At 39.0% G+C, this 19,707-nt stretch carries 16 protein-coding genes; 9 read left to right on the top strand and 7 right to left on the bottom strand.

Features of this window, described 5'->3' with window-relative positions:
* Positions 1-184: 184 nt before the first annotated feature.
* From gloB to dapF, 5 genes are all read right to left on the bottom strand, one after another.
* Positions 185-946 (bottom strand): hydroxyacylglutathione hydrolase, encoded by a 762-nt coding sequence (gene gloB / locus GQO39_RS01175; RefSeq protein WP_156850598.1) that lies wholly within the window; start codon positions 944-946, stop codon positions 185-187.
* A 69-nt stretch (positions 947-1,015) separates the two neighbouring features.
* Positions 1,016-1,705: a septation protein A gene (locus GQO39_RS01170; protein WP_156850597.1), complete on the bottom strand. Its 690-nt coding sequence runs from the start codon at positions 1,703-1,705 to the stop codon at positions 1,016-1,018.
* Positions 1,702-2,934, bottom strand: coding sequence for a signal recognition particle-docking protein FtsY (gene ftsY / locus GQO39_RS01165; protein WP_156850596.1), 1,233 nt, complete (start codon positions 2,932-2,934; stop codon positions 1,702-1,704). Before ftsY ends, GQO39_RS01170 begins: the two co-directional genes overlap by 4 nt.
* Before the next feature lie 14 nt (positions 2,935-2,948).
* The gene (gene mtaB / locus GQO39_RS01160; RefSeq protein WP_156850595.1) at positions 2,949-4,232 is read right to left on the bottom strand and encodes a tRNA (N(6)-L-threonylcarbamoyladenosine(37)-C(2))-methylthiotransferase MtaB; all 1,284 of its coding nucleotides are present in this window, start codon (positions 4,230-4,232) and stop codon (positions 2,949-2,951) included.
* Positions 4,232-5,083 (bottom strand): diaminopimelate epimerase, encoded by an 852-nt coding sequence (gene dapF / locus GQO39_RS01155; protein WP_156850594.1) that lies wholly within the window; start codon positions 5,081-5,083, stop codon positions 4,232-4,234. Before dapF ends, mtaB begins: the two co-directional genes overlap by 1 nt.
* Positions 5,084-5,314: 231 nt before the next feature.
* Here dapF and GQO39_RS01150 point away from each other — a divergent pair, with 231 nt between their 5' ends.
* The 8 genes from GQO39_RS01150 to lpdA all read left to right on the top strand — a co-directional run bounded on the left by GQO39_RS01150 (position 5,315) and on the right by lpdA (position 16,427).
* On the top strand, positions 5,315-5,860 hold the full coding sequence (locus GQO39_RS01150; protein WP_156850593.1) for an AprI/Inh family metalloprotease inhibitor: 546 nt from the start codon (positions 5,315-5,317) through the stop codon (positions 5,858-5,860).
* A gap of 99 nt (positions 5,861-5,959) precedes the next feature.
* Positions 5,960-7,135 carry a cell division protein ZapE gene (gene zapE / locus GQO39_RS01145; protein ID WP_156850592.1) on the top strand — a complete coding sequence of 392 codons (1,176 nt, stop codon included), beginning with the start codon at positions 5,960-5,962 and terminating at the stop codon, positions 7,133-7,135.
* 280 nt (positions 7,136-7,415) lie between these two features.
* Positions 7,416-8,378 carry a malate dehydrogenase gene (gene mdh / locus GQO39_RS01140; protein ID WP_156850591.1) on the top strand — a complete coding sequence of 321 codons (963 nt, stop codon included), beginning with the start codon at positions 7,416-7,418 and terminating at the stop codon, positions 8,376-8,378.
* 94 nt (positions 8,379-8,472) lie between these two features.
* Positions 8,473-9,669, top strand: a complete 1,197-nt coding sequence (gene sucC, locus GQO39_RS01135; protein WP_156850590.1) for an ADP-forming succinate--CoA ligase subunit beta — start codon at positions 8,473-8,475, stop codon at positions 9,667-9,669.
* A gap of 3 nt (positions 9,670-9,672) precedes the next feature.
* A complete protein-coding gene (gene sucD, locus GQO39_RS01130; protein WP_156850589.1) occupies positions 9,673-10,575 on the top strand; it encodes a succinate--CoA ligase subunit alpha in 903 nt (300 codons plus the stop codon).
* Positions 10,576-10,732: 157 nt separating this feature from the next.
* Positions 10,733-13,732, top strand: a complete 3,000-nt coding sequence (locus GQO39_RS01125; RefSeq protein ID WP_156850588.1) for a 2-oxoglutarate dehydrogenase E1 component — start codon at positions 10,733-10,735, stop codon at positions 13,730-13,732.
* 32 nt (positions 13,733-13,764) lie between these two features.
* Positions 13,765-14,988 (top strand): 2-oxoglutarate dehydrogenase complex dihydrolipoyllysine-residue succinyltransferase, encoded by a 1,224-nt coding sequence (gene odhB / locus GQO39_RS01120; RefSeq protein WP_156850587.1) that lies wholly within the window; start codon positions 13,765-13,767, stop codon positions 14,986-14,988.
* Positions 14,989-15,020: 32 nt separating this feature from the next.
* Positions 15,021-16,427, top strand: a complete 1,407-nt coding sequence (gene lpdA, locus GQO39_RS01115) for a dihydrolipoyl dehydrogenase (RefSeq protein ID WP_156850586.1) — start codon at positions 15,021-15,023, stop codon at positions 16,425-16,427.
* A gap of 129 nt (positions 16,428-16,556) precedes the next feature.
* Here lpdA and GQO39_RS01110 read toward each other — a convergent pair whose 3' ends face one another.
* Positions 16,557-17,795: a saccharopine dehydrogenase family protein gene (locus tag GQO39_RS01110; protein ID WP_156850585.1), complete on the bottom strand. Its 1,239-nt coding sequence runs from the start codon at positions 17,793-17,795 to the stop codon at positions 16,557-16,559.
* Positions 17,796-17,854: 59 nt separating this feature from the next.
* The gene (locus GQO39_RS01105) at positions 17,855-18,952 is read right to left on the bottom strand and encodes a carboxynorspermidine decarboxylase (RefSeq protein WP_156850584.1); all 1,098 of its coding nucleotides are present in this window, start codon (positions 18,950-18,952) and stop codon (positions 17,855-17,857) included.
* A gap of 171 nt (positions 18,953-19,123) precedes the next feature.
* Here GQO39_RS01105 and GQO39_RS01100 point away from each other — a divergent pair, with 171 nt between their 5' ends.
* Complete coding sequence (locus tag GQO39_RS01100) at positions 19,124-19,612, top strand: BA14K family protein (RefSeq protein WP_156850583.1); 489 nt, start codon at positions 19,124-19,126, stop codon at positions 19,610-19,612.
* Positions 19,613-19,707: the final 95 nt, after the last annotated feature.

The following is a 19,707-nucleotide window of genomic DNA, read 5'->3' as shown; positions in this document are numbered from 1 at the left end:
GTATTGGATACTTTTGATTCTGATTTGTTTTATTTTAAAAAGGAAATCTTCTGTTCGGGTGTGATTTGCAATGACATGCGGGAAATCGAATTGATTGTTTTTTTCTTTTTCCTTTGCCATTGTTATTTGAGCATATGTTACGAAAGAAAAAAGGAAAAGAAACGTAAGACAAACTTAAACATGGCTAGAAATTATCCTTTCTTCTTCGGATTTCGGCAAAAACTTCTTCGTCTGTCTCTTTTTCCATCGCAAGTTCTTTTCGCAAAGTACTACTATCCCAGCGGAGAAAAGGATTGGTGGCTTTTTCTTGCTCTAAGGTTACAGGTAAAGTCATAGCGTTTTTTGCGCGCAATAAAAAAACATCCTCTACCCTTTTATGAAGTTTTTGATTATGTGGATCAATTGTTAATGCGAAAAGAGCATTGCTTTTTGTGTATTCATGACCACAATAAAGAAGTGTTTTATCGGGAAGTTGACGAAGCTTTTTTAATGAATTGAGCATTTGTACAGGTGTTCCTTCGAAAAGTCGTCCACAACCGAGTGAAAAAAGTGTATCTCCAGCAAAGAGTAAATTCTCTTCAGGAAAGTAGTAGGATAATGCACCTAAAGTGTGACCCGGTGTTGAAAGAGCCAAAAGCGGGCATGTGCCAAAGAAAAAACTTTCATCAGGTTGAAGTGTTTGGTCAAGATGATTAATATTTTTTTTCTCTGCTTCTGGTCCAATAACGACAGCCTTATAAACTTGTTTTAATTCTTCCAGCGCTTCCACATGGTCGTGGTGATGATGAGTCACAAAAATGGTCTGAAGTGTCCAGTTACGGCGTTTTAAGGCGTTATGAATCGCTTCACTTTCAGGCGCGTCAATTGCGGCTGTGTAGCCGCTTTTTTCATCATGAATGAGTACACCAAAATTATCTTTTCGACAGATAAACTGTTCAATTAACATGTCTTTTCCCCATGAGCAGTGTACAGCGATAAATCTACAAAATAATCTATAGTTAGAGATGTATTATGTTTAAGAATCAGATTTGTCTCCTTCTGTAAAAAGTCCTTGTGAGTGTTTAAGGATAAGAGGCATTTGGGTAAGCATGAAGAGGACTGTTAAGGGCATAACACCAAATACTTTAAAACTCGTCCAAAAATTATCGCTAAAATTACGCCAAATAATTTCATTCAAAAGAGCAAGAAAAACAAAAAAGAATGCCCAACGATAGGTGAGTTTTTGCCAACCTAAGTCATCGAGTTTTAAAGTAGAATCTAAGGCATAACGCAAAAGTGGTTTCTTAAAAAACATTCCACCAAAAAGAATGATGGCAAATAAGCTATTAATAATTGTTGGTTTCATTTTGATGAAAGTATCATTGTGAAGCCAAAGAGTTAAAAATCCAAAGACTAGAACAAATATTCCCGAGATAAGAGGCATTATGGGGATTTTTCGTGCAAGAATCCATGATAAGCTTAGTGCAATAATGATTGCTACCATGAAAATAGCTGTTGCAGGAAAAATAGGTTTATTAAAATTTTTAAAAAATCCAATATTGTTTATCAACCATTCGCCTTTATAATTGGCAAGGAAAAAGATAACTAAAGGTCCCATTTCCAAGAGAAACTTAAGTGTTGGTGAAAGGGGCTTTTTTGGGTTATTATTCATATTTCCCGAATTGGAATTATTGTATGAGCGAAGTTTAAAAGGAGATTGTTTCATGTGTGTTTTCCTGCAATAGTTTCGGCAAATTCAGAAGCAGAAAAAGGTTGAAGATCCTCAATATTCTCTCCTATACCGATAAAATAAACGGGTAATTTGTATTTTGCTGCGATGGCAATAAGAATTCCTCCTCGTGCGCTACCATCGAGCTTTGTCATGACTAAACCATTAACACCGGCAATATCGCGGAAAATATCCACTTGGTTGAGCGCATTTTGCCCAGTGGTTGCATCGAGTGTTTGAAGGATTGTATGGGGTGCTTGAGGCGAATGTTTACCTAAGACACGAATAATTTTTGCCAATTCGTCCATTAATTCAGTTTTATTTTGTAGGCGTCCAGCTGTATCAATGATCAACACGTCACTGTTTGCTTTTTTAGCTTTTTCATAAGCATCAAATGCTAAGCTAGCAGCATCTGCACCGAGTTTTGTGGAAATAACAGGAGATCTTGTGCGTTCACCCCAAATATGTAGTTGTTCAATAGCGGCAGCGCGGAATGTGTCACCAGCCGCTAGCATAACTTTCAGTCCTCCAGCAGTGAGTTTGGCTGCAAGCTTTCCAATTGTTGTCGTTTTTCCAGTACCATTTACACCTACCAGTAAAATAACGTGAGGCTTATGACTAAGATCAAGTTCTAGTGGAACTGCAACAGGTTCCAATACTTTTCTGATTTCGTCAGCTACAATAGTGTGAATGTCATCAGGGGATAAATTTTTCTCATAACGGTTGGAAGCTAAAGTCTCCGTGATGTGTGTAGCTGTTTCTACACCAAGATCCGCTTGAATAAGAATATCTTCCAGCTCTTGTAATGTTTCTTCATCAAGTTTTCCTTTAACAAAAAGGTCACCAATTGATTCACTTAAACGTTGTGAAGAAAGAGCTAATCCTTTTTTTAGGCGTCCAAACCACGCTGTTTTTTTCTGTTCAACAGAGGATATAGGTGGAGACTCTTCAACTTTTTTTTCACGGATTATATCTGTGACAATTACTTTGCGAGAATGTGGTTCAAAAGACGGAATTTTCTCATCGTAGTTTACAGATATGGTATTTTGTTTTTCTGCTTGTTCTTGTTTTTCTCTCTCTAAAGAGGATTGATCGTTTTTTATGGTTTCATTTTTGTATTCATTTTCTTCTCCTATATCGACTTCATAAGGAGTAGAAACTTGTCCTATTTCCTGCTCTTTAGATTTGTTAAAAGAAAATATTTTTTTGATAAAAGATTTTGTCATAAAGGCTCTCCTGCTCAAGCTGCGTTCAATTTTGGGAGGACAGCAATTAATTTATCGCCATCATGATCAACGATAAGGGCTTGAACAATTGTTCCAGCTTTTGCACCTTTGATTTGTACAAGGGTATAATCTTCTGTTCGTCCGATTTCATCTTTTTCAACGAGAATTGTTTGTTGACTATTTTGTAAGGAAACAAGATGTTTTTGGTAAGCCACCTCACCCGCTTCGCGCAATCTTTGTGCACGAATCTTAACTATTTTACGATTTATTTGTGGCATACGTGCGGCTGGTGTTCCTTCTCTTGGGCTAAAAGGAAAGACGTGGAGATGTGTTAAATTACACTCATTGATCAAAGCAAGACTGTTTTGAAACATTTCTTCTGTTTCAGTCGGGAAACCAGCAATTAAATCGGCTCCATAAACCATTGTAGGACGTTTGGCACGCAAATCTTGGCAAAATTGAATTGCATGTTCGCGCAGATGCCGCCGTTTCATTCTTTTTAGAATCATATTATCGCCTGCTTGCAAGGATAAATGCAAATGAGGCATGATTCTCTTTTCATAGGCTAAAAGATTGATAAGTTTTTCATCTGCTTCGATAGAATCAATTGATGACAGTCGCAAACGAGGTAAGTCAGGAACGTGATGCAAAATTGCTGAAGTTAATTTTCCTAGAGTGGCTTTTCCAGGGAGATCATGACCGTAACTTGTAAGATCGACACCTGTAAGAACCACTTCTTGAATGCCATTGCCTGTCAATTGTTTAATTTGTTCAATGACAGCTCCCATTGGGACTGAGCGTGATGGTCCGCGCCCGTAAGGAATAATGCAAAATGTACAGCGATGATCACATCCATTTTGTACTTGTACAAAGGCACGTGTTCGTTCTTCCATTGCACCTACCATATGTGGGGCGATTTTTTGTACTTCCATGATATTATTGATACGCAGCTTTTCGGAATGGTTGATACCAAAATCAGGAAATTGACGATAAGAATGAGCGTGGAGTTTGTCTTCGTTGCCTAAAACGAGATCAACTTCTGTCATAGAAGCAAAATTTTGTGCTTCTGTTTGTGCGGCACACCCTGTCACGATAATGCGAGCATGAGGATTTTCACGTCTCGCTTTGCGGATAGCTTGTTTTGCTTGTCGCACGGCTTCTGCAGTGACAGCACAGGTATTAAAGATGATCGCACCATCTTTTAGTTGATCTAGTCCTGAAGAAGTGCTTTCTTTGCGTATGATTTCCGATTCATAGCTGTTCAGACGACAACCAAATGTTACAATTTCTATTGCCATCAAACGGGATCCTTTTTATAGCTCCCTGTTACAGGGTTTAAAAAACCACTAAATTCATATTTGAATGGGCCAGTCATGATAATATGATCATCTTCTCGATAAAAAATATCCAGTGTTCCCTTTGGTAAATTTACGTCGATATGGCGTTTTGTGAGCCCACGTCGATAGGCAGCTACTGCACTTGCACAAGCAGCACTTCCACATGCTTGTGTTAATCCTACTCCTCGCTCCCATGTGCGTAAATTTAGGCTTTTCTTTGACGTGACGCAAGCAATAGAAATATTGCATCGTTCTGGAAAAAGGGGATTATACTCAAGCTCTGGTCCATATTTTTCCAATGGAATATCTTGAATATCACCCTCAACAAAAAAAATAGCGTGGAGATTGCCAACAGAAACAAGACAAGCATCCTTTAAGGGACCAGCTGTAATTTCTACGTGATTGGTATCAATTATTTCACGTGAAACAGGCATCTCTTTTGTATTGAAATTTGGGCATCCCATATCGACAGAGATGAGATTGTTGGTTTGGCGTTTGCCCTCTATAATTCCAGCCGGTGTTTCTAATCGAAAGGTTTCACCGAAATTATGGTCTGTGAGCCATGCTATGACACAACGCGTACCGTTACCACAGGCTTTAGCCATTGAACCGTCAGCATTCCATATTTTGATGCGGAAATCAGCTTCATTTTTTGTGGTTTTGTGAATAGCCATAATTTGATCGAAATGTGTTTGAGAATCTGCCGATAGAGCAAGAATTGCTTGTTGTGTGAGTGCATGTGTGCTTTCACGCATATCAGCCACAATGATTTGATTTCCAAGACCGTTCATTTTGCTGAATGGCGTTTTCATGAAATTTCTCTATTTATAGTGATTGCCTACAAGAGATATATGTCTGAAAATCTTATAAATTTCCAGTGTTTAATGAATATAAAACTTAGTGCAAAAATTATTATCGTTCGAAATAAGCAATTTTTACCCTATTTTTTTAATTTATTAATTTATCTTTGTAAAATGCCATATAATAAACGTTCATTAATTTCTGAGGAAGCTTCTTTAATTGTCATGGGAAAGAGTATAGATATGTCATTTTCAAAAATTTCGTTTTTCGTTGTAATATCAACTGTAACGCTTTTAGGAGGGTGTTCAACATCGCGGTTTGGTAGTAACGATAGTGGCAACGGATTAGAAGTTTTTTATCCACTTCAACAAATGCCGACAGAAATGATGGCCGATCCATCTTTCTCTCGTTCGTTAGCATCTGAAGCAGCAGATTCTTCGATGTATGAGAAAGGAGATTCCCAGAGTGATGGACGGATGGCTAGTCTCGAATTGCCAAGCAATGCTACTGATTTGTTTCCGGCTAGTATTGCTGGGGTATGGAATCTTTCTATGGGTGGTAAAGTTTGCCGAATTGCAACGCCACAGACAAAATTTGGTCAAGGATACCGCGCTGGCCCTTTACACTGTCCAGGAATCGTTTCTCAGGTAAGTTCATGGGCTGTTAAAGGAAAAAGATTATATTTTTATAATAATTCAGGACGTGTTATCGTTACCCTTTATTCTTCCAATGTTGATCGTTTTGAAGGACGCACACTTGATAATCATCCAGTTGTTTTAAGCCGCTAGATTGTTTTTGGCCATTTATGAAAAAATAAGAGATATGCGCACAATTTTGTGAAGAGAACTTGTATTTTCATCAAGAACGGGTTGAAAAAGGTTATTTGGATGATTTTAGTTTCAACGCGCTATAAGGAGCTGGTATACAAAGGAGAAATCAGTTTTGATCCTGCTCAATTGGCTTTAGCAGAGCGTTTTGATCATTTATTACAAAAAGTTACGGAGCAAAGCGTTTCTCGGTCTTTGATATTTGGATCTCTGTTTAAAAGAAAAAAACAAACCTTTGCTCGTGTTGCAAAACGAGGTAATGAAGATGGTTCTTATCAGGGGATGTATATTTATGGTGAAGTAGGACGAGGCAAAACCATGCTGATGGATTTGTTCTTTTCTTGCTTGCTACAGGAGCATAAAAAACGTGCTCATTTTAATGATTTTATGGCTGATGTGCATGAGCGCATTAATATTTATCGTCGTGCATCAACGCACACAAAAGCCAGACACGATAATCCTATTTTAGCTGTTGCTGAAGATCTTGCACGAGAAGCTAAAGTGCTTTGTTTTGATGAATTTGGTGTAACAGATATTGCTGATGCTATGGTGTTAGGACGTCTTGTCTCTGCCTTATTTGATAAAGGAGTTTTTTTTATTGCGACTTCAAATGTTGCTCCTGATAATCTTTATTATAACGGCTTAAACAGAGAGCTTTTTTTGCCTTTTATTCAAGTTTTGAAAGCACATGTTTGCGTTATCAATCTTGATGCAAAAACAGATTATCGTCTTGAAAAATCAAATCTACAACATGTGTATGTAACGCCGTTAGGAGTGCAAGCAAATGAATGTATGGATCAAGCGTGGGTATTGGTGTTGCAAGGACAGAAGGAAATGTCTGATGAATTTTCTCTAAAAGGGCGTATAGTTTATATTCCACGCACTGGAGCGGGTTGTGCACGTTTTGATTATAAAGATTTGTGTGCAAAACCTTTGGCAGCAGCGGAATATTTAGCATTAGGAGAACGTTATCATACGATTTTTCTCGATAATGTACCGGTGATGGACGATACGTGTCGTAATGAAACAAAGCGGTTTATTTTGCTTATTGATACTCTCTATGAGCGCCACATAAGATTATTTATGTCAGCGGCAGCTCTACTTGAGGATTTATATAAAGGGCGTGCGCAAACTGTGGAAACATTTGAGTTTAAAAGAATACAATCGCGTCTTTTTGAAATGCAAAGTCAGGATTATTTGAAACTTTGGGCAGAACGGTTTCTTTTGAAGAAGTAAAAAGTCAAGTAATTTACCTTTACGTAAACTGTTAAAACAATAACTCTTTGAATTCAAATACAAGGTAATAATTCTGTTGTATTTTTTTTAAATTCATTTTATCGATACATCATAGTAAGTTTTTAATAATCGTTTATGTGGAGAATTTTTGCTTTTATGAGGAGAAGGATTTCATATTCTTTTTTATATCACTATTAAAATAGGGCTAAGGTCAAAAAAATACTCAGTATACTAGCGCTTATATGTGTGCGCTGTGTTTTCTAATATTAGGAATAAAGAAATGGCACGAAAAAAAATAGCTCTCATTGGTTCAGGTATGATTGGTGGCACTTTAGCACACATTATTGGGCTTAAGGAGCTTGGTGATGTTGTTTTATTTGATATTGCGGAAGGTATACCACAAGGTAAAGCTCTTGATATTGCCGAATCGTCTCCTGTTGATGGTTTTGATATCAGTTTAAAGGGAGCTAATGCTTATGAAGCAATTGAAGGTGCTGACGTTGTTATTGTAACAGCAGGAGTAGCACGAAAACCTGGTATGAGTCGTGATGATCTTTTAGGCATTAATCTAAAAGTGATGGAGCAGGTTGGTGCTGGGATTAAAGAATATGCGTCTTCAGCGTTTGTTATTTGTATTACCAACCCCCTTGATGCAATGGTATGGGCATTGCAGAAATTTTCTGGTCTTCCTACACATAAAGTAGTTGGTATGGCTGGTATTCTTGATTCGGCACGGTTTCGCCGTTTCTTGTCTGAGGAATTTAAGGTCTCTGTTAAAGATGTGACAGCTTTTGTTTTAGGAGGGCACGGTGATTCAATGGTGCCTTTGGTGCGTTATTCAACGGTTGGTGGTATTTCTTTGCCTGACCTTGTGAAGATGGGTTGGACAACAAAGGAAAAAATTGATCAAATTATCCAGCGTACCCGTGATGGTGGAGCAGAAATTGTCAGTTTGTTGAAAACAGGCTCTGCTTTTTATGCACCAGCAGCATCTGCTGTTTCTATGGCTGAAGCCTATTTGAAGGACACTAAGCGTGTTGTTCCTGTTGCCGCCTATCTTTCAGGAGAATACGGAGTTAATGATACGTATGTTGGTGTTCCCGTTGTACTTGGCGCAGGTGGTGTTGAGCGAGTCATAGAAATTGATCTCGATAAAGAGGAAAGAAAAGCTTTTGAGCATTCAGTGAATGCTGTGCAAAAGCTTTGTGAAGCTTGTATCGCTACTATGCCTAGTCTCAAATAAATTAAGCAAGACTCTGTTCATTAAAACAGGGTATTCAGAATATTAGGGTTTGAGGTTAATAATAAAGTTATTTGTAAAAGAAAAGGACAAATGCATGAATATCCATGAATATCAGGCCAAACGTCTGCTTCATGAATATGGTGCACCAATTGCAAATGGTGTTGCTGTTTATTCTGTGGAGCAAGCTGAAAAGTGGGCAAAAAAATTGCCTGGGCCACTCTATGTGGTTAAAAGTCAGATACATGCTGGTGGTCGTGGTAAGGGCAAGTTTAAAGAACTTGCTCATGATGCAAAGGGGGGTGTTCGACTTGCAAAATCCGTTGATGAGGTTGTTGCAAATGTCCAAGAAATGCTTGGTAAAACTTTAGTAACCAAACAAACTGGTCCAGAAGGTAAGCAGGTTAATCGTCTTTATATTGAGGATGGTGCTGATATCGAACGGGAGCTTTATCTTTCATTATTGGTTGATCGTACAGTTGGTCGGGTTGCGTTCGTTGTTTCAACGGAAGGGGGAATGGATATTGAAACTGTTGCTGAAGAAACACCAGAAAAGATATTAACTCTACCCATTGATGTTACGCAGGGGGTTATATCTGCCGATTGTGCAAGGCTTTGTGATGCATTGAAATTGCAAGATAGTGCTCGGGAAGATGGTGAAAAGCTTTTTCCAATTCTCTATAAGGTGTTTTGTGAAAAAGATATGAGTCTTCTTGAAATTAATCCACTTATTGTGATGAAGGATGGTCATTTGCGCGTTCTTGATGCAAAAGTTTCTTTTGATAATAATGCTCTGTTCCGTCATCCAGACATTTTGGAATTGCGTGATATCTCAGAAGAAGATCCAAAAGAGATCGAAGCATCGAAGCATGATCTTGCTTATGTTGCTCTTGAGGGCACAATTGGTTGCATGGTCAATGGCGCAGGTCTTGCTATGGCAACAATGGATATCATTAAGCTTTATGGAGCTGAGCCAGCAAATTTCCTCGATGTTGGTGGTGGTGCTTCAAAAGAAAAGGTGACTGCTGCTTTTAAAATTATCACTGCTGATCCAAATGTTAAAGGCATTTTGGTCAATATTTTTGGTGGCATTATGCGTTGTGACGTTATTGCTGAAGGTGTGGTTGCTGCTGTTCGGGAAGTTGGTTTAAAGGTTCCTTTGGTTGTTCGTCTTGAAGGCACGAATGTTGAGCAGGGTAAAGCGATTATCAATGACAGTGGTTTAAACGTTATTTCCGCTGACAATTTAGATGATGCTGCTCAAAAAATTGTTGCAGCCGTAAAGGGAGCTTAAGCAATGTCGATTCTTGTGAATAAGGATACAAAAGTTCTGGTTCAGGGGCTTACAGGAAAAACAGGAACGTTTCATACAGAACAAGCGCTTGCTTATCATGGTACGCAAATGGTTGGGGGCGTTAATCCTAAAAAGGGTGGTGAAACATGGGAGGGCTCAAAAGGTGAAACTCTTCCTATTTTTGCCAGTGTTGCTGAGGCAAAAGAAAAGACAGGTGCGGATGCTTCGGTTATTTATGTTCCTCCTGTGGGAGCTGCAGAAGCTATTATAGAAGCTATTGATGCTGAAATCCGTTTAATTATCTGTATTACGGAAGGCATTCCTGTTATGGATATGATTAGAGTAAAGGCGAGATTAGAAGAATCAAAATCACGTCTCATCGGTCCTAATTGTCCTGGTATTCTTACACCAGATGAATGTAAGATTGGTATTATGCCCGGTTCTATTTTTAGAAAAGGATCTGTCGGGGTTGTCTCACGGTCGGGAACTTTAACTTATGAAGCCGTTTTTCAAACAAGTTCTGAAGGTCTTGGGCAGACAACAGCTATTGGTATTGGTGGTGATCCTGTTAAGGGAACAGAATTTATTGATGTGTTGGAAATGTTTTTAGCGGATGATGAAACCGAGTCTATTGTTATGATCGGTGAGATTGGTGGTTCTGCTGAGGAAGAAGCAGCACAGTTTCTCAGAGATGAAGCAAGAAAAGGTCGTAAAAAGCCGGTGGTTGGTTTTATTGCGGGTCGTACAGCGCCTCCGGGACGCACAATGGGGCATGCTGGTGCTGTTATTTCTGGTGGCAAAGGTGGGGCAGAAGATAAAATTTCTGCAATGGAGTCAGCAGGAATACGGATTTCTCCTTCTCCATCACAGATAGGCAAGACTTTGCTATCAGTTTTGAAAGGCTAAAAAGAATTTCATCTGAATAAAGGTGTATCTTTATTCAGATGAGAATTAAGTATAAAAGTAAGGCTTTTTTGAATTTTCTGACCCTCGTTTGCTTCGTAAGCATTTGTAAGGTCGAAGAGAGATATAAGGAGACGGAATAGATGTTCCGGAGAAGTGTATGGCAAGGCAGGACGAAATAAATGGTCTTTTTGCAAAAACGTCGTTTCTGTATGGTGGAAATGCGGACTATATAGATCAACTTTATGCTGAATATGAAAAAAATCCCACTAATGTAGATTCACAGTGGAGGGCTTTTTTTGAAACACTTCAAGATAATAAGGAAGATGTTCTAAAAAATGCAGAAGGAGCAACTTGGCAACGTGATCATTGGCCATTAAAAGCAAATGGTGAGTTAGTTTCTGCTCTCGATGGTGATTGGTCTATTCTTGAAAAGCGTATTGGCGATAAATTAAAGGAAAAAGCAGCAATTGGTGCTGCGCAAAAAGGAAAAGCCTCTAGCGAACAAGATATTATTCAAGCAACGCGTGATTCTGTTCATGCGCTCATGATGATTCGTGCTTTTCGCGCACGTGGGCATCTTCGTGCACGGCTTGATCCTCTCCAGTTGGCGGAAGAAATTGAGGATTACAAGGAACTTTCTCCAGAAGCTTACGGTTTTACTCCTGCTGATTATGAGCGTCCAATTTTTATTGATCATGTTTTAGGGTTAGAATACGCAATTATTCCACAAATGCTTGAGATCCTCAATCGTACCTATTGTTCAACGATTGGTGTGGAATATATGCATATTTCTGATCCTGCTCAAAAAGCATGGCTTCAAGAACGTATTGAAGGACCAGATAAGCGTATTGCTTTTACACAGAAAGGCAAGAAAGCTATACTTAACAAGCTTATTGAGGCGGAAGGGTTTGAGCAGTTTTTAGATACAAAATATAAAGGAACAAAGCGTTTTGGACTTGACGGTGGTGAATCTCTGATTCCTGCTCTTGAACAGATTATTAAATGCGGTAGTGCTTTGGGGGTGCAGGAAGTTGTTTTAGGAATGGCACACCGTGGTCGTTTAAATGTTCTTTCACAAGTTCTTGCGAAACCACATCGGGCTATTTTTCATGAATTTAAAGGAGGGTCTTACAAACCCGATGATGTAGAGGGTTCTGGTGATGTAAAATATCATTTAGGAACTTCGGCTGATCTTGAATTTGATGGTAAAAAAATTCATTTATCGCTTGTGGCCAATCCATCTCACCTTGAAATTGTTGATCCGGTTGTTATAGGAAAGGCGCGTGCTAAACAAAATCAACTTGTAGGTCCTACATACACTGACGCACTCTCCTTAAGTGAGCGCTCAAGGATTTTGCCATTGCTTATTCATGGTGATGCTGCTTTTGCAGGGCAAGGTGTTATCCAAGAAACTTTTGGTCTTTCAGGTCTTAAAGGTTACAACGTTGCTGGTTCCCTGCACGTCATTATTAATAATCAAATTGGATTTACAACTGATCCACGCTTTTCACGTTCTTCGCCTTATCCATCAGATGTAGCAAAAATGATTGATGCACCAATTTTCCATGTGAATGGTGATGATCCTGAAGCTGTTGTCTTTGTTGCAAAAATAGCGACGGAGTTTCGTCAAATTTTCCATAAGCCCGTGGTGATTGATATGTTCTGTTACCGCCGTTATGGACATAATGAAGGTGATGAGCCTTCTTTTACACAGCCACTTATGTATAAGGCTATCCGTAATCATAAAACAACTCTTCAACTTTATGGTGATCAGTTGATCGCGGAAGGGGTGATTGCTGCTGAAGAAATTGAACAGCAAAAAAATCTATGGCGTGATAAACTTGAAGTTGAGTTGGAAGCGAGTGCTTCTTATAAGCCTAACAAGGCTGATTGGCTTGATGGGAGTTGGACAGGACTGAAAGCTTCCAATAATGCTGAGGAGCAGTATAATGGAACGACGGGTGTTGAGTTAAAAATCTTAAAAGAAATTGGTCAGAAACTTGTTGAGATTCCAGCAGACTTTCATGTGCATAAAACTATACAGCGTTTTTTGAACAACCGCGCTAAAATTTTTGAAAGTGGTGAAGGTGTTGATTGGGCAACAGCTGAAGCTTTAGCTTTTGGTTCTCTCTGTTTAGAAGGAGCACCAGTTCGTCTTTCCGGTGAGGATGTTGAACGTGGAACTTTTTCACAACGTCATTCAGTTCTTTACGATCAGGAAAATGAAGCACGTTATATCCCTTTGAATAATTTACAAAAGGGGCAGGCATTTTATGAGGTTGTCAATTCTATGCTCTCTGAAGAGGCCGTTCTTGGTTTTGAATATGGGTATTCTCTTGCTGAACCACGAGGATTGACGCTTTGGGAAGCGCAATTTGGTGATTTCTCTAATGGAGCACAGGTCATTTTTGATCAGTTTATTTCTTCTGCAGAGCGTAAGTGGCTTCGTATGTCTGGCCTTGTGTGTTTGTTGCCTCATGGTTTTGAGGGGCAAGGGCCAGAGCATTCTTCAGCACGTTTAGAACGTTTTCTTCAGCTTTGTGCAGAAGATAATATGCAGGTTGCTAATTGTACGACTCCTGCAAACTATTTTCATATTTTACGTCGGCAAATTAAGCGTGATTTCCGTAAGCCGTTGATTTTGATGACACCAAAATCTCTTTTGCGCCATAAACGAGCGGTTTCTTTTCTCAATGAAATGGGACCAGAAACAAGTTTCCATCGTTTATTACTTGATGATGCAGAATGTCTCAAAACCTCTGTTATTAAATTACAGAAAGACAGTAAAATTCGCCGTGTTGTTCTTTGTACCGGTAAGGTTTATTATGACCTTTATGAAGAGCGTGAAAAAAGGGGCATTGATGATATTTATTTGATTCGCGTTGAACAGCTTTATCCTTTCCCAGCCAAAGCTTTGGTGGATGTATTATCGCGCTTTTTGCAGGCAGAAGTTATTTGGTGCCAAGAAGAACCAAAGAACATGGGGGCGTGGTCATTTATTGAGCCTTATTTAGAATGGGTTTTGACGCATATTAATGCGCGATATTCACGTGCACGTTATGCAGGGCGTTCTGCAAGTGCATCGCCGGCTACGGGATTGATGGTACAACATGCTGAACAGCTTGCCGCGTTTCTTAAAGACGCGTTAGGTTCTTAATTTATTACTACTCTTATGTATGGAAAAATATTATGACTACTGAAATCCGTGTTCCTACTTTGGGCGAATCGGTTACCGAGGCAACAATTGGTAAATGGTTTAAAAAACTTGGCGAAGCCGTTGTTATGGATGAACCCTTGGTTGAATTAGAAACTGATAAGGTAACAGTTGAGGTTCCTTCGCCTGTTTCGGGGAAATTATCTGAAATCATTGCAAAGGAAGGCGATACTGTTGAAGTGAATGCGCTTTTAGGGGCAATTGAAGCTGGGGTAGCTGGTGTTTCTCAATCTTCTTCTCCTTCTGCTACACCTGTTGCGGAGGTTCTCTCTGGGGTGGAGCCGTCTTTTTCAAATGATACAATGCCTCCTGCTTCTTCAGCAGCAAAATTGATGGCTGAAAATAATATCACCAAAAGTGATGTTTCAGGTTCTGGAAAACGTGGACAAGTTCTCAAAGAAGATGTTCTTAATGTGTTGGCACAAGGAACAAAAGCATTTAGCTCTGCGGTTTCTACAGCTAGCTCTGAATCCAGATCTTCGATCGCTCCAGTTCAAGAAGCGCTGGAAGAGCGGGTTCGTATGACAAAACTGCGTCAAACAATTGCGCGTCGTCTTAAAGATGCACAGAATACAGCGGCAATGTTAACCACATTTAATGAAGTTGATATGTCTGCAGTAATGGATTTGCGTAAGCGTTATAAAGATCTTTTTGAAAAGAAACATGGTGTTAAGCTTGGCTTTATGGGATTTTTTACCAAGGCTGTTTGCCATGCATTAAAAGAGCTTCCTGCTGTTAATGCAGAAATTGATGGAACAGATATTATTTACAAAAATTATGTCAATGCGGGAATTGCTGTTGGAACGGATAAGGGGCTTGTCGTTCCGGTGGTTCGTGATGCGGATCAGATGTCACTTGCAGAGATTGAAAAAGAGATCGGTCGTTTGGGGCGTCTTGCTCGTGATGGAAAATTAGCAGTTTCTGATATGCAAGGCGGAACTTTCACCATTACCAATGGAGGGGTTTATGGGTCGTTAATGTCGACGCCAATTTTAAACGCACCACAATCTGGTATTTTGGGAATGCATGCGATTAAAGAACGAGCAATGGTTGTTGAGGGACAAGTTGTGATTCGCCCCATGATGTATTTGGCACTTTCTTATGATCATCGTATTGTAGATGGGCAGGAAGCAGTAACTTTCCTTGTGCGTATTAAGGAAAGTTTAGAAGATCCGGAACGCCTTGTTCTTGATTTGTAAAAGTACAGTTTTCAGGATGAAAGGAAAAACGGATGTCTTATGATGTGGTCGTGATTGGAGCGGGACCAGGTGGTTATGTCGCAGCAATAAAGGCAGCGCAACTGGGGCTTAAAACAGCAATTGTTGAAAAGCGTACGACATTAGGAGGTACATGTCTCAATGTTGGCTGTATTCCTTCTAAAGCGTTGTTGCATGCGTCAGAAGTGTTTGCTGAAACGCAGCATGGTTTTGAAACTCTTGGTATTTTTATTGCAAAATCGAAGCTTAATCTTGAACAGATGATGGCACATAAAAAAGCTGTTGTAACAGCCAATACGAGTGGCGTCTCTTTTTTGATGAAAAAAAATAAAGTTGATACTTTTTTGGGTACAGCTAAAATTTTAGGTGCAGATCAAATTGAAGTTGTTGCTAAAGATGGTAACAAACAAACGATTGAAACAAAGAATATTATTATAGCTACCGGTTCAGTGAGCTCAGGCATTCCAGGGGTGAATGTTGAAATTGATGAAAAGATCGTTGTATCTTCTACGGGAGCTCTTTCTCTTGAAAAAGTCCCAACGCGTATGATTGTTATTGGAGCAGGTGTTATTGGTTCAGAACTTGGTTCGGTTTGGAGTCGTTTAGGGGCTAAAGTTACCGTTATTGAATATCTTAATAAAGTTTTAGGATCAATGGATGGAGAGGTTTCACGACAATTTCAAAAATTAATGGAAAAACAGGGTATTGAGTATAAGACTGGTGCAAAAGTAACGGCTATTGCGCAATCTGGTGTAACCGCTCAAGTAACCTTTGAAGTTGTCAAAGGTGGTGAAGCTGAAACTTTAGAAGCTGATGTTGTGCTCATTGCTACTGGACGTTCTCCGTATACAGAAGGTCTTGGTTTGGGAGAGGCGGGTGTTCAGTTGGATGAACGCGGCTTTATTGCTATTGATGCGCATTGGCAGACCAGTATTCCAGGAATTTATGCGATTGGTGATGTCGTTAAAGGACCAATGTTAGCGCATAAAGCTGAGGAAGAAGGTGTTGCTGTTGCAGAAATTTTGGCAGGTCAAAAGGGACATGTTAATTTTGATGTCATTCCTAGTGTTGTTTATACACAGCCAGAGATTGCCAGTGTAGGAAAAACAGAAGAAGAACTTAAAGCTGCCGGTATTGAGTATAATGTTGGCAAATTTCCCTTTATGGCTAATGGTCGTGCACGTGCGATGCAAAAGAGTGATGGGTTTGTTAAAATCCTTGCTGATAAAAAGACAGATCGGGTTTTGGGTGGGCATATTCTTGGGTTTGGTGCTGGTGAAATGATCCATGAAATTACAATTTTAATGGAATTTGGTGGTTCATCAGAAGATCTTGGGCGTTGTTGTCATGCGCATCCTACTTTATCGGAAGCAGTGCGGGAAGCAGCTTTAGCGACATTTGCTAAACCGCTTCATATCTAATGAGCCCCACGACGCTTTTGAAGAAGCAGAGGGAGAGTTTTTTATTTTTTCGGCTTAATGGATTGCGTATTAAAAAAACCGCCCTTTTTAATGGCGGTTTTTCTGTATTCATTATTGGTATGTAAAGTCTTAAAATTGTAATTTTGTTTCTTCTTGTTGTTCTCGTATCCAAGTGGAAAGCCCCATATGATCGAGATGTTTGAGAAAGGGATGTGGTGGTAACTCTTCTACATTGACCATGGTTTTAATATCCCATTCGTCGGTGGCAATAAGAAGAGCGGCGGCTGCGGCTGGTACACCAGCTGTGTAAGAAATGCCTTGGGCACCAGTTTCGTTAAAAGCTTGTTTGTGATCGGCTATATTATAGATGAAAATCTCTCTTGATTTTCCATCTTTTTCACCTTTAATAAGATCTCCAATACAGGTTTTTCCTGTGTAATTCGGTGCTAAAGAGGCGGGATCAGGTAAGACAGCTTTCACGACTTTTAAGGGGACGACTTCTTGACCTTCCGCTGTTTTAATAGGTTGTTCGGATAAAAGTCCAAGATTTTTTAGAACTGTAAAAACAGTGATATAACGTTCACTAAATCCCATCCAGAAACGGACATTTTCCACATCGAGATTTTGGGATAATGAATGAATCTCATCATGTCCAGTCATGTAAGCTTTTTGCTTTCCAACAATGGGAAGATTCCATTCATGGCTGACTTCAAACATTTTATTGGAAACCCATTTTTTATTTTGCCATGACCATACTTGCCCTGTAAATTCTCGAAAATTAATTTCTGGATCAAAATTTGTGGCAAACCAACGTCCATGATCTCCAGCATTAATATCAATAATATCGATATCTGTGATTTTATCAAAATAACATTTATGCGCTAGCGCTGCATAAGCATTCACAACGCCTGGATCGAAGCCGGCTCCTAAAATAGCAGTTATACCAGCTTTTTCACATTCTTGACGACGGGGCCATTCATAATTGCCATACCAAGGAGGTGTTTCACAAATTTTAAGGGGATCTTCGTGAATTGCGGTATCAATATAGGCGCATTTGGTTTCGATGCAAGCTGAAAGAACTGACATATTAAGAAAGGCTGATCCAACATTGATGACAATTTCGCATTTGATTTTTTTTATGAGTTTTACAGTTTCTTCTATATTCATTGCATTGAGCATGTGGCCCATAAGAATGCCTTGTTCTTTCAGTGCGTTTTTTTCTTTAATAGAAGTAATGATGGCTTCACATTTTTTGAACGTTCGTGAAGCGATATGTATATCGCCGAGAATATCGTTGTTTTGGGCACATTTATGCGCAACTACTTGTGCAACGCCTCCAGCACCAATAATGAGAACATTTTTCTTCATTTTGGGTTTTTCTCCTTAATTAATATTGTCACATGATGGTTTTGTTATATGGTATTCGGTTACGAAAGGCTCTTTTGGTAATCACTATAGCTGAATTGGCGTTGAATTGTTAGCGTTCCATCAAATTCTTTGATGACAATTGCGGGCATTGCAACGCCATTGAACCAGTTTTTCTTGACCATTGTATAACCTGCAGCGTCTTGAAAAGACAATCTATCACCTATTTTAAGAGGTTCAGGGAACCGAAATGTTCCAAAAATATCACCAGCGAGACAGGATTTTCCGCATACCATAATTTCGTGAGGTCCTTGATTAGGTTCTAATTTTGCATTTTCGCGGTAAATGAGGAGATCAAGCATATGGGCTTCAATTGAGCTATCAACGATAGCGAGATTCTTTTCATTATATAATGTATCAAGAACACTTACTTCTAATGTGGTGCTTTTGGTAATAGCAGCTTCTCCTGGTTCCAAAAAAAGAGTGACACCATGGGTTTTGGAAAAACGTTTTAAGCGTTCTGCGAAAACTTCCAACGGATAATTTTCAGCTGTAAAATGAATTCCACCACCTAGGCTTATCCAGTCAACCGCAGTGAAGAGTTCTGCAAATTTTTCTTCCATGTGACTCAACATTTGGTTGAAAAGATTAAAATCAGTATTTTCACAGTTGTTGTGGATCATCAAGCCATTGATGAGAGGTAAGACCTCTTTAATAGCGCTTTGATTTGTTTCGCCCAAACGACTAAAAGGACGAGAGGGATTGGCAAGATCAAAATTTGATGCGCTGATGCCTGGATTTAACCTTAAGCCTCGTTGAATGTTTTTTGTGGCGTTGGCAAAACGTTGAAGTTGTCGGATTGAATTAAAGATGATTTTATCTGCGTAGCTACAGGCTTCATCAATTTCATCATCTGCCCAGGCGACCGAATAGGCATGGGTTTCTTTGCCAAATTTTTCTCTTCCTAAATGCAATTCATAAAGAGAGGATGATGTGGTTCCATCCATAAACTCAGACATTAAATCAAAAACACTCCATGTGGCAAAACATTTCAAAGCAAGCAAAATTTTTGCTCCGGACATTTTGCGTAAACGAGTGATAATTTCCATATTTTTTATGAGCTTAGATTTATCTATAAGATAATAGGGAGTTTTAATCATTGTTTATCCATTCTCTTTTGAAGGGATCTTATTGCTAGGATTAACGTTTAGTACAAAGAGTAACAGAATATCTCAAGAAAAAGCAGTTTAAAAAAAAGAATCTGTTTTTGTCTAGCAATAGAGAGGTTTTCTGTCACTGAGTTTTGTTTTTGTTGTTTTGAGACTTGCGTTATGTGTATGACAAAAAAATTATATTGTGTTTTAGCTTTTGTATTTGTTGGAAGTCTTTTCATTGTAACAACCAATATTGTTGATTTATTGCAAAATAAAAGTAATGCTAAAGTCAAAGTGGTGCCTCAAACTTTTATTCAAGAAAGTTCGGTGCCTTTAATTTTTACAGGGCGTAGAGAACTTAATGGTTTTAAGGGGTACCATAATTATCGACGTGGTTATGTTAAATATAGAGATAATTGGTGGTATCCTGAAGCAGCCTTTGTTACGGTACCACAGCTAAACACAAAATGGCCGCCATTAAAGGTTACATCAGATGCGAAAAGGATGTTTTTAATCTCTTTTTTAGAGAAAAAAGAGCTAGGGTGGCTTAAACAACATATCGAATCTTGTCGTACGCGTTATCGTTCTTACAATAAAGATGATAATAGCTATCAGCCTTTTCATGGTCCTCGTAAGCAGTGTCTTTCGCGCTTTTTTAAAGGATAAAAATTATTAAATGTAAAAAAAATAGTTATAAGTATCTTGCCGTGTTCGTTACTGCTCTTAAAATAAAGGGGGGAATTACGCTGTGTTGTTTTTTT

The organism is Bartonella refiksaydamii (assembly GCF_902652675.1).
GTDB lineage: Bacteria > Pseudomonadota > Alphaproteobacteria > Rhizobiales > Rhizobiaceae > Bartonella > Bartonella refiksaydamii.
This window is presented reverse-complemented; position numbering and strand designations above follow the sequence as displayed.

Excerpts from the sequence above, each read along its gene's own strand:
- mdh (WP_156850591.1), top strand. The coding sequence starts at position 7,416 with ATGGCACGAAAAAAAATAGCTCTCATTGGTTCAGGTATGATTGGTGGC.
- gloB (WP_156850598.1), bottom strand. The coding sequence starts at position 946 with ATGTTAATTGAACAGTTTATCTGTCGAAAAGATAATTTTGGTGTACTC.
- ftsY (WP_156850596.1), bottom strand. The coding sequence starts at position 2,934 with ATGACAAAATCTTTTATCAAAAAAATATTTTCTTTTAACAAATCTAAA.
- sucC (WP_156850590.1), top strand. The coding sequence starts at position 8,473 with ATGAATATCCATGAATATCAGGCCAAACGTCTGCTTCATGAATATGGT.
- GQO39_RS01150 (WP_156850593.1), top strand. The coding sequence starts at position 5,315 with ATGTCATTTTCAAAAATTTCGTTTTTCGTTGTAATATCAACTGTAACG.
- GQO39_RS01125 (WP_156850588.1), top strand. The coding sequence starts at position 10,733 with ATGGCAAGGCAGGACGAAATAAATGGTCTTTTTGCAAAAACGTCGTTT.
- zapE (WP_156850592.1), top strand. The coding sequence starts at position 5,960 with ATGATTTTAGTTTCAACGCGCTATAAGGAGCTGGTATACAAAGGAGAA.
- dapF (WP_156850594.1), bottom strand. The coding sequence starts at position 5,083 with ATGAAAACGCCATTCAGCAAAATGAACGGTCTTGGAAATCAAATCATT.
- lpdA (WP_156850586.1), top strand. The coding sequence starts at position 15,021 with ATGTCTTATGATGTGGTCGTGATTGGAGCGGGACCAGGTGGTTATGTC.
- GQO39_RS01105 (WP_156850584.1), bottom strand. The coding sequence starts at position 18,952 with ATGATTAAAACTCCCTATTATCTTATAGATAAATCTAAGCTCATAAAA.
- odhB (WP_156850587.1), top strand. The coding sequence starts at position 13,765 with ATGACTACTGAAATCCGTGTTCCTACTTTGGGCGAATCGGTTACCGAG.
- GQO39_RS01100 (WP_156850583.1), top strand. The coding sequence starts at position 19,124 with ATGTGTATGACAAAAAAATTATATTGTGTTTTAGCTTTTGTATTTGTT.
- mtaB (WP_156850595.1), bottom strand. The coding sequence starts at position 4,232 with ATGGCAATAGAAATTGTAACATTTGGTTGTCGTCTGAACAGCTATGAA.
- sucD (WP_156850589.1), top strand. The coding sequence starts at position 9,673 with ATGTCGATTCTTGTGAATAAGGATACAAAAGTTCTGGTTCAGGGGCTT.
- GQO39_RS01110 (WP_156850585.1), bottom strand. The coding sequence starts at position 17,795 with ATGAAGAAAAATGTTCTCATTATTGGTGCTGGAGGCGTTGCACAAGTA.
- GQO39_RS01170 (WP_156850597.1), bottom strand. The coding sequence starts at position 1,705 with ATGAAACAATCTCCTTTTAAACTTCGCTCATACAATAATTCCAATTCG.